This is a genomic window from Neisseria brasiliensis (assembly GCF_009671065.1).
Taxonomy (GTDB): Bacteria; Pseudomonadota; Gammaproteobacteria; order Burkholderiales; family Neisseriaceae; genus Neisseria; species Neisseria brasiliensis.
This window is the reverse complement of the sequence record NZ_CP046027.1, coordinates 642,989-659,162: the sequence shown is the minus strand read 5'-3', so window position 1 is coordinate 659,162 and position 16,174 is coordinate 642,989. Positions and strand designations below refer to the sequence as shown.

Annotated in this window: 15 protein-coding genes; 6 read left to right on the top strand and 9 right to left on the bottom strand. The window is 50.5% G+C overall.

Going from position 1 to position 16,174, the window contains the following annotated elements; genetic code table 11:
* Positions 1-92: 92 nt before the first annotated feature.
* The 4 genes from ileS to GJV52_RS03315 form a co-directional block, all read right to left on the bottom strand.
* Positions 93-2,879, bottom strand: coding sequence for an isoleucine--tRNA ligase (ileS, locus tag GJV52_RS03330; RefSeq protein WP_095501896.1), 2,787 nt, complete (start codon positions 2,877-2,879; stop codon positions 93-95).
* A 602-nt stretch (positions 2,880-3,481) separates the two neighbouring features.
* Positions 3,482-4,408: a bifunctional riboflavin kinase/FAD synthetase gene (gene ribF / locus GJV52_RS03325; RefSeq protein WP_100562513.1), complete on the bottom strand. Its 927-nt coding sequence runs from the start codon at positions 4,406-4,408 to the stop codon at positions 3,482-3,484.
* Positions 4,409-4,576: 168 nt separating this feature from the next.
* Positions 4,577-5,494, bottom strand: coding sequence for a TraB/GumN family protein (locus GJV52_RS03320; RefSeq protein ID WP_100562511.1), 918 nt, complete (start codon positions 5,492-5,494; stop codon positions 4,577-4,579).
* 236 nt (positions 5,495-5,730) lie between these two features.
* The gene (locus tag GJV52_RS03315) at positions 5,731-6,129 is read right to left on the bottom strand and encodes a hypothetical protein (RefSeq protein WP_100562594.1); all 399 of its coding nucleotides are present in this window, start codon (positions 6,127-6,129) and stop codon (positions 5,731-5,733) included.
* A gap of 177 nt (positions 6,130-6,306) precedes the next feature.
* Between GJV52_RS03315 and GJV52_RS03310 the strand changes: the two genes are divergently transcribed.
* Both GJV52_RS03310 and GJV52_RS03305 read left to right on the top strand, forming a co-directional pair.
* Positions 6,307-7,194: a YoaK family protein gene (locus GJV52_RS03310; protein ID WP_100562509.1), complete on the top strand. Its 888-nt coding sequence runs from the start codon at positions 6,307-6,309 to the stop codon at positions 7,192-7,194.
* Positions 7,195-7,419: 225 nt separating this feature from the next.
* Complete coding sequence (locus GJV52_RS03305) at positions 7,420-8,100, top strand: OmpA family protein (RefSeq protein WP_095501855.1); 681 nt, start codon at positions 7,420-7,422, stop codon at positions 8,098-8,100.
* 65 nt (positions 8,101-8,165) lie between these two features.
* On the opposite strand, the gene GJV52_RS03300 is transcribed toward GJV52_RS03305, so the two are convergent.
* Complete coding sequence (locus GJV52_RS03300; RefSeq protein WP_100562507.1) at positions 8,166-9,149, bottom strand: hypothetical protein; 984 nt, start codon at positions 9,147-9,149, stop codon at positions 8,166-8,168.
* A 409-nt stretch (positions 9,150-9,558) separates the two neighbouring features.
* Between GJV52_RS03300 and GJV52_RS03295 the strand changes: the two genes are divergently transcribed.
* From GJV52_RS03295 to rpmG, 3 genes are all read left to right on the top strand, one after another.
* Positions 9,559-10,806, top strand: coding sequence for a M23 family metallopeptidase (locus GJV52_RS03295; protein WP_095501867.1), 1,248 nt, complete (start codon positions 9,559-9,561; stop codon positions 10,804-10,806).
* A 299-nt stretch (positions 10,807-11,105) separates the two neighbouring features.
* Positions 11,106-11,339 carry a 50S ribosomal protein L28 gene (rpmB, locus tag GJV52_RS03290; protein WP_002216391.1) on the top strand — a complete coding sequence of 78 codons (234 nt, stop codon included), beginning with the start codon at positions 11,106-11,108 and terminating at the stop codon, positions 11,337-11,339.
* Positions 11,340-11,371: 32 nt separating this feature from the next.
* On the top strand, positions 11,372-11,527 hold the full coding sequence (gene rpmG, locus GJV52_RS03285; RefSeq protein ID WP_003684373.1) for a 50S ribosomal protein L33: 156 nt from the start codon (positions 11,372-11,374) through the stop codon (positions 11,525-11,527).
* 167 nt (positions 11,528-11,694) lie between these two features.
* On the opposite strand, the gene GJV52_RS03280 is transcribed toward rpmG, so the two are convergent.
* Positions 11,695-12,798, bottom strand: a complete 1,104-nt coding sequence (locus GJV52_RS03280; RefSeq protein WP_095501860.1) for an anhydro-N-acetylmuramic acid kinase — start codon at positions 12,796-12,798, stop codon at positions 11,695-11,697.
* A gap of 198 nt (positions 12,799-12,996) precedes the next feature.
* On the opposite strand from GJV52_RS03280, the gene GJV52_RS03275 reads away from it, so the two are divergent.
* The gene (locus GJV52_RS03275; protein WP_100562505.1) at positions 12,997-14,571 is read left to right on the top strand and encodes an inorganic phosphate transporter; all 1,575 of its coding nucleotides are present in this window, start codon (positions 12,997-12,999) and stop codon (positions 14,569-14,571) included.
* 221 nt (positions 14,572-14,792) lie between these two features.
* On the opposite strand, the gene GJV52_RS03270 is transcribed toward GJV52_RS03275, so the two are convergent.
* The 3 genes from GJV52_RS03270 to GJV52_RS03260 all read right to left on the bottom strand — a co-directional run bounded on the left by GJV52_RS03270 (position 14,793) and on the right by GJV52_RS03260 (position 16,108).
* Positions 14,793-15,626, bottom strand: a complete 834-nt coding sequence (locus GJV52_RS03270) for a PHP domain-containing protein (protein ID WP_100562503.1) — start codon at positions 15,624-15,626, stop codon at positions 14,793-14,795.
* A 70-nt stretch (positions 15,627-15,696) separates the two neighbouring features.
* Positions 15,697-15,897 (bottom strand): oxidoreductase-like domain-containing protein, encoded by a 201-nt coding sequence (locus GJV52_RS03265; protein WP_100562501.1) that lies wholly within the window; start codon positions 15,895-15,897, stop codon positions 15,697-15,699.
* Positions 15,875-16,108, bottom strand: a complete 234-nt coding sequence (locus tag GJV52_RS03260) for an RNA-binding S4 domain-containing protein (protein WP_095501864.1) — start codon at positions 16,106-16,108, stop codon at positions 15,875-15,877. Before GJV52_RS03260 ends, GJV52_RS03265 begins: the two co-directional genes overlap by 23 nt.
* Positions 16,109-16,174: the final 66 nt, after the last annotated feature.

The window sequence follows — 16,174 nt, the reverse complement described above, 5'->3', positions numbered from 1 at the left end:
AAATGGTAATCAATGAAGATAAAGGCCGTCTGAACAATATTGTTCAGACGACCTTTGGTCTACTTACCGGTTAAATGAATTGTCGGCAGGTATTAAGCGTAATGACGCTCTTCGCCTTTGCCATCGACATTATCGGCACAGCGTTTACATACGGTGGCATGACCTGCTACGCTGCCGATGTCATCGGTGTAGTGCCAGCAACGTTCGCATTTCTCGCCGGTGCTGGCTTTAGCGGTAACGCTCAACTCGTCGGCTTTGTGCACGTTGGCTTTGGAAACCAGCAGGGCAAAGCGCAATTCGTCGCCCAAGGCTTGCAGATAGCCTGCCAAGGCTTCAGGCGCGTGGATATCGACTTCGGCTTGCAGTGATGAGCCGACTGTTTTGTCGGTACGCAGCGGCTCAATCGCGGCGGTCACGGCTTCGCGCACTTCACGCACGGCTGCCCATTTTTTCACGATTTCGGCTTCGGCTTTTTCGTTAATCGGCGGGAATTCGTGCCATGTGTGGAACAGCACGCTGTCTTCTTCACCACCGCCGATGATGTCCCACGCTTCTTCACCGGTGAAACACAATACCGGCGCAATCAGCAGCACCAAGCTGCGGGTGATGTGATACAGGGCAGTTTGCGCGCTGCGGCGGGCGTGGCTGTCGGCTTGGGTGGTGTACAGGCGGTCTTTCAAAATATCCAAGTAGAACGCGCCCAAGTCTTCCGAGCAGAACGACACGATGTCTTTCACGGCAAAGTGGAAGGCATAGCGTGGGTAGTAATCACCGGCCACGCGTTCTTGCAGTTGGCGCGCCAAAATCAGCGCGTAGCGGTCAAGCTCGACCATTTGGTCTTGCGGCACGGTGTGTTCAAACGGGTTGAAATCCGACAGGTTGGCAAACAGGAAGCTCAAAGTATTGCGGATGCGGCGGTAGCTTTCGGTCACGCGTTTGAGAATTTCTTTGGAAATTGCCAGTTCGCCCGAATAGTCGGTTGAAGCTGCCCACAGGCGAAGAATATCGGCACCGAATTCGTTGTACACTTCTTGCGGCGCAACCACGTTGCCGATGGACTTCGACATTTTGCGGCCGTTTTGATCGACCACGAAACCGTGGGTCAGCAATTGCTTGTAAGGCGCGCGACCCATGGCGGCGCAGCCGGTGAGCATAGACGATTGGAACCAGCCACGGTGTTGGTCGCTGCCTTCCAGATACAAATCGGCCGGCCACGTCAATTCTTCGCGTTGTTTCAACACAGAATAGTGGGTTGAGCCTGAATCGAACCAAACGTCCATGGTGTCGGTGAGTTTGTCGTATTGCTCGCAATCTTCCGCGCTCAACAATTCGCTTTTATCCAGCGAGAACCAGGCTTCAATGCCTTTTTCTTCAATGCGTTGCGCCACTTGTTCCAGCAATTCGGCAGAATTCGGGTGCAATTCACCGCTTTCTTTGTGCACAAAAAAAGTCATCGGCGTGCCCCAGTAGCGTTGGCGTGACACTACCCAGTCCGGACGGCCTTCAATCATTGCTTGCAAACGCGCACGACCCCATGACGGGAAGAATTCGGTGTCGTCCACTGCTTTCATCGCATTGCCGCGCAAGGTTTTGCCGTCGGTGCCCGGTTTGTCCATACCGATAAACCATTGGCCGGTGGCACGGTAAATCAGCGGCGTTTTGTGGCGCCAGCAGTGGGCGTAGCTGTGTTCTAGCTTGGTGTTGCACAATAAGCGGTTGTTTTCTTGCAGCCATTCGATAATCACCGGATTGGCTTCCCACACGGTCAAACCGGCCACGCGCGGCACTTCGCTGATGTAACGGCCTTCGCCGTTAACCGGGTTGTAGAGCTCAATGCCGTATTGGTTGCAGACGGTGTAGTCTTCTAAACCGTGAGCAGGGGCGGTGTGCACCAAGCCGGTACCGGCATCGGTGGTGACGTGGTCGCCGTTGAGCATCACGATATCACGTTCGATAAACGGATGGTTCAAATGCAGGTTTTCCAAATGCGCGCCGGTGGTTTCGGCGACTACATTCATGCCGTCTGAAAGGCCGTAGCGTTTCAGCGCATCTTCTGCCAAATCTTTGGCCAAAACCAAATGGCCTTTGGCGGTGGCAATCAGTTGGTACACCACTTCCGCACCGGCAGAAATCGCTTGGCTGGCAGGGAGTGTCCAAGGTGTGGTGGTCCAAATCACGGCGAAGGCTTCGCCATCAATGCTGTTCACGCCGAAGGCTTTGGCTAATGCGGCGTTGTCTTGAAACAGATAAGCCACGTCGATGGCCGGAGAGATTTTGTCTTTGTATTCCACTTCGGCTTCGGCCAATGATGAGCCGCAATCCAAGCAGAATTGCACCGGCTTGGCACCGCGATACAGATAACCGGCTTTGTAGATTTTGCCCAAAGTGCGCACGGTGTCGGCTTCGGTTTGGAAATCCATGGTGAGGTAAGGGTTGTCCCAATCGCCCAATACGCCCAAGCGGATGAAATCTTTTTTCTGGCGGGCGATTTGTTCGGCGGCATATTCGCGGCACAATTCGCGGAAACGCGCTTTAGGCATGTCTTTGCCGTGCAGCTTTTCCACCATCACTTCAATCGGCAGGCCGTGGCAGTCCCAGCCAGGTACATAAGGCGCATCGAAACCGGCTTGGGTTTTGCTGCGGATGATGATGTCTTTCAGAATTTTGTTGACGGCATGACCGATGTGGATGTCGCCGTTGGCATACGGTGGGCCATCGTGCAAAACGAATTTCGGACGGCCTTTGGTTTTGTCGCGCAATTTTTGGTAGCGTTTTTGTTCGTACCAGCTTTTGAGCCATGCAGGTTCGCGCTTGGCCAGATTGCCGCGCATTGGGAACGGGCTTTCAAGCAGGTTGACGGTTTTGCTGTAATCGGTCATGTTTGTTCTCGGATTTAATGGTGTCACTGGGTTTCAGACGGCCTTTTGTTTGTTAGGCCGTCTGAAAAAAATCATAAAGGGGTATTGTAGCGGAATTGTGTTGTTTTTATAAGGGGTTTGGTGTGTGTTGGGGGAAATAATGGCCTGCTGGGATAAATTGTTTTCAGGTGGTGTTTATTGTTAAACCGAAAAAAATGGGCCTTCATTTGACACATTGAGGAAAAGAGAGTGAAAAGGAGTTTTGTTATTGGTTTATTTTCTCAATTGGAACGTTTGCGCTTCATGGCTGCGCGGCCACCTACTTTTAGCTTCGCAGAAACTTCGTTTTCTTTGCTTCGCCAAAGAAAAGTAGGCAAAAGAAAGGCGACCGCAATTGCAGGTTCGCCCTTTGGGGCGAACTTCCCTCACTACGCAGAATTTTGGCAGCAGGCTCGAATTCGCTGCTTTGGGGCAGCTCAAACACCGAGCCTTTTATCCTGCCAAAATCCTGCTTCGTTCGGCTGCATTCAGCGGGCTAAGCTAGTTTCTCTAAATCATAGCTGCTAAGCAACAGGCCGTCTGAAAAAACATTCCTGTTTTTCAGACGGCCTTTTTGATGACCATCACGGCTGCCAATTTTTCGCTGCTTCCATGTCTTTTAAAATTTGTGTTTTTAATGCGTCGATGTTGTCGAATTTTTGTTCGTCGCGCAGTTTGTGCAAAAAGCGCGCGTTTAAGCGTTGGCCGTATAAATCGCCTTGAAAGTCAAACAAATGCACTTCCAGCTTCTGCGTTTTTTTGTTGGACACGGTAGGATTGAAACCAAAGCTGGCCACACCGCGGCGGGTACCGAAGCTGCCGTCGGCTTCGACCACAAACACACCGCTTAGCGCGTAGTGATACGGCGGCAGTTGCACGTTGGCGGTGGGGGCGTTGATAGTGCGGCCGAGTTTTTTGCCATGTTTGATTTTGCCGCTCAACACGTAATCGTGCCCCAGTAATTTGCGCGCGTAGGCCAAGCGGCCGTCTGAAAGGGCTTGGCGCACGGCGGTGCTGCTGGTGCGGATGTCTTCAACGATGACGGAAGGGGTGCGCTCGGTTTGCATACCGCTTTGGGCTTGCAGCATTTCAAAGCCGCCTTCGCGTCCGGCGCCGAAGCGAAAATCGTCGCCGATGAGCAGGTAGCGGGTGTTGAGTTTGTCGCGCAGTAAATCATCGATAAAGGCTTGCGCAGGCATGTCGGCGAAGCTTTGGGTAAACGGCAGCACCCACACGATGTCAACACATTCTGTTTGGCGCAATAAATCCAGCTTGGTGCGTAAAGGGGAAATGCGGTAAGGCTGCGGCTTGTTGAATTTTTTGGCAAAAAACTCTTTCGGCTGCGGCTCGAAAATCACCACAACAACCGGCAGGCCGAGTGTGTCGGCTTGTTGTTTGAGGGTTTGCAGAATGTGTTTGTGGCCGAGATGCACGCCGTCGAAGTTGCCGATGGTCACTGCCGCGCCTTGTGGGCATTCGGGCGGGTGATGGCGGCCGAGGTGGATATTCATGGTGGTGGGTGTGTGTTTGAATCAGGCGCTATTGTAAACGCAATCGTGCTTGGGATAAATGCTTCGGAATAAATATGTGTGTCGGGTTGTTTTAGTTGAAAATATGAAAGATGTATATAAATGCTTTCGAGGCCGTCTGAAACGTTTCAGACGGCCTCGATAAAAAAATCAATGCACAGCCACTTTGACTTTCACCGGTTTAACCTGGTAGCCAACTTGGCGCAGGCGCACAATCAAGCCTTGTTCGCCAAACAAATGGGCAGCGCCCACGGCAATCAGGGTCGGTTTGTGTGGCAGGATTTCAATCAGCTTGGGCAGCCAGACTTGGTTGCGATGGGTGAGTAATGTGTCGTACATCAATTCGTGCCACAGCGGATGATCTCGGCGCGGCAGAAATCTCAATTGATACGCGGGATTGGCGATTTCCGCCCATGTTTTTTTAGCACGTTGGTGGCGGTAGTCGTCTTCTAAGCTGATGATGTCGTTTAGAAAGGCTTGGTGGTGTTTTTCCAAAGAATCAAACGAGCGGATGATGGCATCTTCGGGCAGGTGGACAAAATAGCTGAGTTGCTCCGCGCCTTCCAGCGCAATCACCGGCTTATTGAGCTTTTTCGCACGTTGAATCAATAAATTGTCGATGCCGTATTCATAAGAATAGCCCTTGGGATTGAAGGTGCTTTGGGTCAGCAGCCAAAACGCCCATGGTTTGATTTGGCTATCGGGTGAAAAGTCGGCAGGCTCTTGGCCGGTGGCCAACACGTTTTGCAATCGGCGCATGCGTGCGGAGCCCAAGCTTTGTTTTAAAGGGCGGTTGTCAGCCATCATGCGCAGCATGTGCAAGTTATCGGCGGCGCTCATGCTTGATTCGTCGGTTTCGACCACCAATTGCGACACGCGGTTGAGCGTGTAGCGGTAATCAGCGGGCAGGGTGGCCTTGAGTTTGCCGACGTGAATGGTGCCAAGCAGATAGGAAACCGGCCGTCCGGGTTTGCTGATTTCATAGAGAAACGTATCGGCTTCGGGCGCGCCTTTGGCCGAAGCGGCAGCGGCAAACAGCCACAATAATAAACAGAAGAAATAACGCATGGGATTCAGACGGCCTTTTTTAGAATCATAGATAAGGCCGTCTGAAAGGTGATGCGTTCAGACGGCCTGAGGCCTTTGCAAAATCCCCATCTTTGGCACATTTCTTCGTTATGCGCTGCTCGAAAGCTTGCCTATCTTTGTGACATGTCTGCGCTTTCTGCGCTGCTCTCACTTCGAACTGTACTCAAATCTGGGGTTTTGCAAAGGTCTCAACGTGGCTAATCGTTTAAATCAAATTACCACCAAAATGGATGGTAAAACGGTCGGTGCCAGCCCCAATCGTCGTAATAGTCGCGGTAATAGCGGGCTTCGCGCAATTTTTCTTGTGCGATGTGGTTTTGCCACGCCATTTTGTAGCAGGCTTGGAACATCGGATCGGCGACTTTATCGACGTATTTCAAGCGGAATTCCTGCTGCTCTTTGCTGGAAAGTGCCGTAGATTGTTCGGCTTGTTCAAACTGCTTTTGCATTAATAATGCGGTGTCTTTGTCGCACTGGGCGGCGAGCGCGACTTGCAGATTTTGTTCGTAACGTTTTTGCGCGGCGGCACGCTCGGCTTTTTGTTCGGGCGTGGTGGCGCAGGCAGCGAGTGTGGAAATCGCGCCAAGAATCAATAAGCTGCGTATATTTTTCATGTGTTGCCCCTGATTGAGTCGGTAAGGTTTAATGTACGCCATTTTATTGCGTTTTAGCAAGCGGTAATATTGTTGCTTCGGGTTTGGTTTATACGGCGGCGGGTCTGTTATGATTGTGTTTGCAAAATCAATATTCGGGGCGTGAGGCCGTCTGAAAAAACAAGGAAATAGATTGGCATGAGTGACCATCATCAAGCGACACCGCGCAGAAACAAGGTGCACAACAAGCGGCATGAGCGCCTGCATGCGCCACCTTTTTGGCAGGCGGATCGGCCGTATTTGCGCGAGCAGAATATTTCGGATGTGCGGTTTCGCCGATTGGGCTATGTGATGGCACTGCTGGCCGGTGCGATTAATGCCGGGGGCTTTTTCGCGTTTGCCCGCTACACCTCGCATGTCACCGGTTCGCTTTCTTTGGTGGCGGACATGGTTTATCTGCGCGAATGGGGTGTATTGCTGGTGGCGTTGATTAGCGTGATTTGTTTTGTGATGGGTGCGGCGCATTCGAGCTGGGTGATTTTGTGGACTCAGCAAAAGCGTTTTCGCGGCAGCTATGGCTTTTCTATGTGGCTGGAAGCGGTTTATCTGTTGATTTTTGGTTTGTTCGGCGCCACCGCTTTTCAGCTTGATTTCGGCTTTGGGCAGTTTGCTTTGCCGTCTTTGGCGTTGTTTTTGCTCTGCTTTATTATGGGTATGCACAATACGGTGATTACTTTGCTATCGGGCGGGGCGATTCGCTCAACACACATGACCGGTTCGGCCACCGACTTGGGCATTGAGTTATCCAAGGTGATGTATTATTCAAAACAACATCATCCGCGCCTGCCGTATATTCGCGTCAATAAGCCGAAAATGTGGTTGCTTTCAGGTTTGATGGCGACGTTTACTTTAGGCGGCATAATCGGTGCATTGGGCTATCAGGCCATCGGTCATCATTTTGCTTTGCCTGTGGCGGTGGTGTTGTTTGTATTGGGTGCGGGGTCGGTGGGTTATGATGTGAAAGTCAGATTGAAATTTATCTTGCTGCGCTGGTATCAGAAACATCGTGAAAATGTAAAGAAATAAGCGCAAAGCAACCATCAATCTGCTTGGAAAAGCGATAAACGGTAGTGTGTCATCACAAAATCGTTAGCGCATGAATAGCTTTGTAATATCGGGTTAAACGTGCTTTTAAGCATTTGAAATGTTGGTTATGATAACCATGTGTAAAAGTTGGCTTGGAGAGAAATAAGCCGGCAACCTATTTTCAGACGGCCTAGTAACAGGCACGTTTTTATCGAAAGGAAAACCATGAAATTCTTGAAACCTTTGACACTGGCCATCGTTGCCGCTCCTTTGGCTTTGGCAGGCTGTGTGACCAACCCGACTACCGGTCAGCAAACCGCCAGCAAAACCGCTGTTTACGGCTTGGGCAGCGCGGCTGTGTGCGGCATCGTGGGTGCATTGACCCACGGCAGCAAAGGTGCACGTAACTCAGCCTTGGCGTGTGGCGCAGTGGGCGCAGGTGTAGGCGGCTACATGGATTACCAAGAGAAAAAACTGCGTGAAAGCTTGGCCAATACCAACGTAGAAGTAGAGCGTCAAGGTAACCAAATTAAATTGGTTATGCCTGAAAACGTAACCTTCGCCACCGGTAGCGCCGCGTTGAGTACCAACGCACAAAACGCTTTGGCCGCTGCGGCACAAACTTTGGTTCAATACCCAGACACCACTTTGACCATCAACGGCCATACCGACAACACCGGTTCTGACGCCATCAACGAGCCATTGTCTCGCAACCGCGCACAATCTGTGGCTACTTACCTGCAATCACGCGGTGTGAGCGGTTCACGTTTGAGCACTGCCGGTTACGGTTCACGTCAACCAATCGCGTCTAACGCCACTGCCGAAGGCCGTGCGCAAAACCGTCGCGTGGAAGTGTTGATCAACCCTGATCAAAACGCCATCCGTGCTGCGCAACAACAAATGTAATCATTGTTGATTCATTGATTAAGCAGGCCGTCTGAAAGTTTCAGACGGCCTGTTTGTTTTCATTATCACCAAATGCCATTAAAACTTTTCTTCGCTTTCCAAAATGCCCATTTGGATGTTGGGGTTATCACCAATTCACCGCCGTTTTCGCCATCGGTTGCAATCGTCAGCTGTTTCAGGCGGCCTGATTGCAAGGCTTGCCATAAGGGCGCAAACCAGCGGTTTTCCCAACTTTGTAGGATTTCTTGATAGGCGAACACATCACCGGTTTGTTCGGTAACGACCAAATCATCCAAGAAAATCAGGCCGTCTGAAACGGATAAACCGGATTCTTTGGCCGCATTCAAATACACATCAAAATCATAAGGCGCATCGATGCGTTGGTGTGGGTAAAACTGCGCCCACGGGCTGTCGCTGGCGAGTAAACCCGTATGCGTGCTGCTGCCGTCAATATCTTGCCACAGCCACAAACCGTTGAGCGCAGGGGCTTGTTGGTTTTGGCGCTGCTGGTTGAGCGGATGATTATGCAGCCACATTTGTATTTCAGTTTGCTTGTTAAGCCATTGCACGGCATCGCGGCCTGCGGCTTGGTCGGTAGTGCCGATTTGTCCGCCGATGTCCCAGATTGGTGCGACTTGCCAATCGCTTTCAGACGGCATGGTGATGAGCCATAAGTCCGGTCGCAATAGATGAAACTGCCAACCGTCTTCCCGATAAAAATCGCTTAATCCTTGGCAAAGCTGTTCGGCTTCTTCGGTTTGAATATGTAAATGCTCGCCGCTGATGATGCTGACTTGGTGCATACCCATTTGCTGCCACAACGGGCTGGCGAACGCGGCGGCTTGGTCGGCCGGAATATTCAGTATACGTTTCGCCTGCGCCAATAAGCTGCCTTGCCACAAATGGTGGCGGTAAAATTCAGACGGCGTTTGCGGTATTTTGTTCAGACGGCCGTATCGCAAGATTTGGTTAAATGCGTCAAGTTTGAGCGGCGGCGGTGTCTCATCGTTGCGACGGTTGAGCGCGGGAATGGCGAGCGTGAGTTTCATAAGGCTGGCGTTAAGCGAAAACGCTTATTTTACGCCATATTGAACTTGATTCAATGAAGTGTGGACTAATATTAGTTAAGGGCGTTTCAGACGGCCTTTTTGGCGCGTCGGGTGGTTTTGTGCTACAATAGGCGCGCGTAAAATTCAGCAAAATCAAGTGTCAATCTATCACTTGGGTCGGATAATTCTGCCCTGAAGTCGATTTATCTTATCTGTTGCGGCCGGTTTTAGGCCGTCTGAAAGCGGCAGATAAGATAAATCAGATTTCAAAAATACAGCATTAACGATAAATCAAGCGGCTTCAACCGCGATAAAAATTAAGAAGGATTGGCGAGTGTCTGAACAAACGAAAAATTCTTTTTTCAGCCGGTTTTGGCGAAACAAGCCGGTGCGTTGGTCATTGTTGGGTATGTTGCTGCCGGTTTCTGGTGTGATGACGGCCTATGCGGTGACCGAGCCTATGCCCAAAGCGGGCGACTTTAAAGTTGAACGCGTATTGGAAGAATTACCGGCAGTTTATGTTGAAACCGGTAATTTTCAGTCCAGCTATTGGGCGCAAGAAGTGGTGCAGCAGGGCGATTCTCTGTCGGATGTTTTGACCCGCATGGGCGTGCCGCAAACCGACATCAAAGCCATCATGGCGAAAAATAATGCCACGCGTGACATGAAAAACCTGAAGGCCGATCAATCGGTCAATATCCGTGTGGATGCCACCGGCCAAGTGACCGATGTACAGTTTTTCATTGATGAAGAATTAGAGCGTAACTTGGTGGCCTTGGAAAAGGTCAACGGCAAATGGCAGGCTTCTAACGAAGAAATCGACATGAAAACCATGCCAACGTTGCGCTCGATTGCGATTCGCAGCTCGGCTATTGGCGATATGTTGCGTGCTGAAATTCCATCCGACGTTTATTTGCAGCTTCGTGAGATTTTTGCCGACACTGTTGACATGCAAACCTTAAAAGAGGGCGATGTGATCCGTTTGCTGTACAACAGCATGTATTTCCGCGGCCAACAAATGGGCGTAGGCGATATTTTGGCCGCTGAAATCGTGAAAAACGGCAAAACCTACCACGCTTACTACTACAGCCAAGGTAAAGATGACGAAGAGAGCGGCAGCTACTATGACCAAAACGGTAAATCGTTGCAGCAAAAAGAAGGTTTTAATATTCAGCCTGTTGAATATACACGCATTTCTTCGCCTTATGGCTACCGCGTGCATCCGGTTTTACACACCGTGCGTATGCATACCGGTATCGACTATGCTGCGCCAACCGGTACGCCGATTCGTGCTGCCGCAGATGGCATGATTACCTTTAAAGGTTGGAAAGGCGGCTATGGCCATACCGTGATGGTGGTGCATGCCAACGGCGTGGAAACATTGTACGGCCACATGAGCGCGTTTTCACAATTGACCGGCAGCGTGCGCGCCGGTGATATTATCGGCTATGTCGGCAGCAGCGGCCGCTCAACCGGCCCGCATTTGCACTATGAAGCACGTGTCAACGGCCAGCCGGTGAACCCGACAACCGTGGCCTTGCCGACCCCGAAACTGACGCCAAATAACATGAGCGCGTTCCGCAAACAGCAAAAAGCCGCCAATACCACATTGGCCGCCGTGCGCGGTTTGCCGGTTTCTGTGGCGCAATTGGATTAATGCCTCTGAAAGCAACAATCAAAAGCCCTGCATAAGCAGGGCTTTTTTGTGTTTATAGGAATATTCTTTATATTTTTCAGACGGCATTGGATTGTATTTTTGGCAGGCAACAGATGCGCGCCAGTCAAAAATCCGTTATAATTCATCTTTATCTCTTCGCGAAGCAAAGCGTTTCGCGAACGCAACAATTAGGCGGTTTTATCCCTGTAAATCACGTTTTTTCAGAAAGCGACTTGAACAAACGCTGCTTTTCATGGTATAAATCGCGTTTTACTATTTTAGAAGTTTGGAGACTAACCATGGCACGAGTTTGCAAAGTGACCGGTAAGCGCCCGATGTCTGGCAATAACGTATCACACGCCAACAACAAAACCAAACGTCGTTTTTTGCCTAACTTGCAATCACGTCGTTTCTGGGTAGAAAGTGAAAACCGCTGGGTTCGCTTGCGCGTTTCTAACGCTGCATTGCGCACCATCGATAAAGTAGGCATTGATGTCGTATTGGCTGATTTGCGTGCTCGCGGCGAAGCTTAATTAACGAACGCTTATAATTAAGGATTACTGCAATGCGCGATAAAATCAAATTGGAATCTAGTGCTGGTACTGGCCACTTTTACACCACTACCAAAAACAAACGCACTATGCCTGGCAAACTGGAAATCAAAAAATTTGACCCAGTAGCCCGTAAACACGTTATCTACAAAGAAACTAAATTGAAATAATTTACGTTGCTTGTAGAAATAAAAGCCCTTGTTCAAACAAGGGCTTTTTTATATGTGGTTTATCTGTGCAATTAAGGTGCTTGGTCTCACGTTCCAAACGTAAACCGCTCAAATTGTTTAGATATTGAGCGGTTTTTTAGCAAATTAAATTATATGTCCAACCAAGGTCAGGCGTAATGACCTGCCCCCAGAATACAAGGCTTATGTGCGCCGGTTGCGTGGTGTGGATTGCTTGGTATGCGGTTTATCCAGCAGGCCGCCAGCCAACCGAAGGCAGCCGCTTCGACCCATTGCGGATCGAGATTCAGCTTGGCGGTGCTGTGTAGGGCAATATTTTTACGGCGAGTTAAGGTTTCCAAAGCATCCATCAGGGCTTGGTTTTGCACGCCGCCGCCGCAAACATAAATGTTGCCAACATCAGGCGCTGCTTGGCGGATGGCGGTGAAAATGGTGCAGGCGGTGTATTGGAGCAGGGTTTGCAATACGTCTTCCGGCTGCTCGCCGCCTTTCAGACGGCCTCGTAGCCATTCCAGTGAAAACAATTCGCGACCGGTGCTTTTCGGATAAGGCTGGGAAAAATAAGGGTGGTTGAGCAGGGCGGTGAGTAATTCGGGCAATAATTTGCCCTGCGTTGCTTTTTCGCCGTTGCGGTCGTAAGGAAGCTGCCAGATATGTTGCATCCATGCGTCCATCAGCATATTGCCGGGGCCGGTATCGAAGCCGAATGCCGGTGCATCGGGCGGTAAAACGCTGATGTTGGAAATGCCGCCGATGTTCAGCACCACGCAGGTTTCTTCTTCATGGTAAAACAGCGCATGATGAAAGGCAGGTACCAATGGCGCGCCTTGTCCGCCGGCAGCCAAATCGCGGCTGCGGAAGTCACCAATGGTAAAAATGCCGGTGAGTTCGGCCAAGAGTGGCAAATTAGCCAATTGCACGCTGTAACCGTTTTCCGGTGCGTGGCGCACGGTTTGCCCGTGGCAGCCGATGGCGGTGATGTCTTCAGGTGTGAGATTTTGCTGGCGCAAGAGCTGGTTGACGGTATCGGCATACAGGCGGCTTAGGGTTTGCGAAAGCATAAAACTGCGGTGTAACTCGTTGCTGCCGGTATTTTGCAGCGCCAATAATTCTTGTCGCAGGCCGTCTGAAAAAGGGGTAAAGCTGTGATCGACGGCGGCTTGCCAGTTGGCGCCCTGCATGCGGATTAAAACGGCATCCGCACCGTCCATGCTGGTGCCGGACATGATGCCGATATAGTATTGGCTGCTCATGGGAATTCTATGGGAAAAACGGTTATTTTAACGCGATTTGGCCAAGTTGGCTGGTTCAATGGAAATTTAGCCGATAAAACGGAAATAAATCTGCAACAATTTCAGCAAAACGGTTACAATGCAAGCTTATGTTACAATATTGTAACCATACTGTAATACTAAACAGGCTCGCTTCAACTGTTTTAAAGGAATCCATCCATGGGTCAGGCTCAACCGAGTGCGAACTTAAAGCTGATTAATGCCTTATTTGCCGCTATGCTTGTGGGCATGGTCGGCTATTTTATTTATTGGGGTTTGGGTTACACCCATCACAACCATACCGCGCTGTTTCTTTTGGCAACTGTGTTCGGCGTGTTTATGGCGTTTAACGTCGGCGGTAATGACATTGCCAATTCGTTTGGTACCAGTGTTGGCTCCGGTACCTTAACCATTCCGCAAGCCTTGATTATTGCGGCGGTGTTTGAAGTCAGCGGTGCGGTGATTGCCGGCGGCCAAGTGACCGACACCATCCGCAAAGGCATTGTCGATTTGGGCGCGATGAGCCTCGAGCCTATGCAGTTTGTTTACATCATGATGTCGGCCTTGTTGGCAGCAGCATTGTGGCTATTGTTTGCTTCGCGCAAAGGCCTGCCGGTATCAACTACCCATGCGATTATCGGCGGTATTGTCGGCAGTTCGCTGTGTTTGGCGTTTATGTCGCATGTTGATGCCGGTGCCTTGATTAAATGGGGCAAACTGGGCGAAATCGCCATTTCTTGGGTACTCTCGCCGGTATTGGGCGGTTTGGTTTCTTATGTGGTATTCTCGCAAATCAAAAAATATGTGTTGGATTACAATGCTTGGGCAGACGAAACACTCAAAGCGATTAAGCAGGAAAAGAAAGCCTACAAAGAGCAATACCGCCTGTTTTTTGAAACCTTAGACGAAGCGGGTAAAGTGGACTACGCCACCAAAATTTCCCGCGATGCAGAAATTTACAACGATCCTGAATTTGATCCGGCCGAATTGCAATCCGATTATTACCGCGGCCTGTATGAAATCGACAACCGCAAAAACAGCGTCGATTCGTATAAAGCGCTGCATTCATGGGTACCGTTGATTGCTTCGGTCGGCGGTATGATCATATCGGCCATGCTGATTTTCAAAGGCTTGAAAAACCTGCATTTGGGCATGAGCAATGTCAACAGCTTCTTGACCATCTTTATGATTGGCGCAGCGATTTGGCTGGCGACGTTTGTGTTTGCCAAGAGTTTGAAGCGCAAAGATTTGGGCAAATCAACTTTCCAAATGTTTTCTTGGATGCAGGTGTTTACCGCCTGTGGTTTTGCCTTCAGTCACGGTGCCAACGATATTGCCAACGCCATTGGCCCATTTGCTGCGATTATGGATGTGTTGCGTACCGGTGACATCAACGCACAAAATCCCGTGCCGCCGATTGCAATGCTGACTTTCGGTATCGCCTTGATTGTTGGCTTGTGGTTTGTCGGTAAAGAAGTGATTAAAACCGTCGGCACCAGCTTGGCCGCCATGCATCCGGCTTCGGGCTTTGCTGCGGAATTGTCGGCCGCTTCAGTGGTGATGGCAGCTTCATTAATGGGTTTGCCGGTATCAAGTACGCATATTTTGGTTGGCGCGGTATTGGGCATCGGCTTAGTGAATCGCAATGCCAACTGGGCGCTGATGAAACCGATCGGCTTGGCTTGGGTGATTACCTTACCGGCTGCGGCTGCATTGTCGGTGGTGTGTTATCTGATTTTGCAAGCGGTGTTTTAAATAAAAAAATCAAAGGCCGTCTGAAAGGGAATGCTTTCAGACGGTCTTTTTGTATCAACTTATTTCAGACGGCTTGAGACCTTTGCAAAATCCCCATCTTTGGCACATTTCTTCGTTATGCGCTGCTCGAAAGCTTGCCTATCTTTGTGATATGTCTGCGCTTTCTGTGCTGCTCTCACTTCGAACTGTACTCAAATCTGGAGTTTTGCAAAGGTCTCGGCTTAATTTTTAAAATGTTGCCAAACCGGCCGACAGTTTTCCGGCAATTCGGGACAAGCGCCGAGTATGCCGCCGGAGAAATCGTTCAGGCGGTGAAAGTCGCTGCCTGAGCTGGCGAGTAAACCGTGGCGTTCGGCCAATAGGGCGTAGTTCAAACGGTCGTTTTTATTGCAATTGCCGCTGTGTACTTCTATGCCTGCGCCACCGAGCGATTTGAATTCGTCAAACAAATTGCGCTTGGCCGTGGCCGATAAATCATAACGCATCGGGTGTGCAATCACCGCCATACCGCCTGCGCCGTTGATGGCGGCCACGCATTCGCCCAAGTCCGCCCATTCGTGTTTGACCGAACACGGTTTGCCATCGCCCAAATATTTGCTAAACGCCTGCTGCTTGTTGCGCACATGGCCTTTGCTGATGAGAAACTCGGCGATGTGGGTGCGGCTGGCCATTTCCGGATTGGTTACTAAGGCCATCGCACCGTCAAACGCACCCTGTATGCCTTTTTTTGCCAATTTATCCGCAATCGCCTGCAAACGGTTCAGACGGCCTTGACGTACAGTAGCCAATAAGTTTTGCAGCGTTGTATTTTGCTTATCAAAATCCAAGCCGACAATGTGAATCGTGCGGCCGCGCCATGTGACTGATACTTCTACGCCGTTGATAAAATGCAGCCCCAGCGCATCCGCTTCGGCGCGCGCTTCGGCCAAGCCGCCGGTGTGGTCGTGGTCGGTCAGCGACAGCATCGTGCAGCCGTTGGCATGGGCAAGGCGCACCACTTCGGCAGGCGTTAAGCGGCCGTCTGAAACGGTGGAATGGCAATGAAGGTCTATCATGGTGTGTGTATATAGGGAAAAGAGAAAGGTTCAGACGGCTTATGACTAGGCCGTCTGAAAAAGAATCGGTTTATTTATCTTCTGATAAGTCTAGATTTTGCAGCTTTTTCTGCTGCGCATCGTAGCGTGCTTTTTCGTCCCAATAAATGGTTTGAATACACGCATCACCGCAATCGCTGCCGCAGCATTCCCAGCTTTCTGGGCGTACGGGTTCGTCGAGCAGCGGTTCGCCCAACAGCGCTTCGGCTTTAGTCTTCTGGGTCGTATCCATCGGCAATATCCAATACCGCACCGTTAAACTCAATCACTTCGCCGCCGCGGATTTTAGCGGTTTTGCGGGTTTCCACTTCGCCGTTGCGCAACACCGCACCTTCGGCGATGAAGGCTTTCGCTTGGCCGCCGCTTTCGGCCAATCCGGCTAATTTGAGCAGGTCGCATAAGGCGATGTATTCGTTGTCTTCGAGATAGACGGTGGCTTCCATGTTGCTGATCCTAAATTGAATGCGTTTATTGTATCACAGGCCGTCTGAAAATTTTTCAGACGGCCT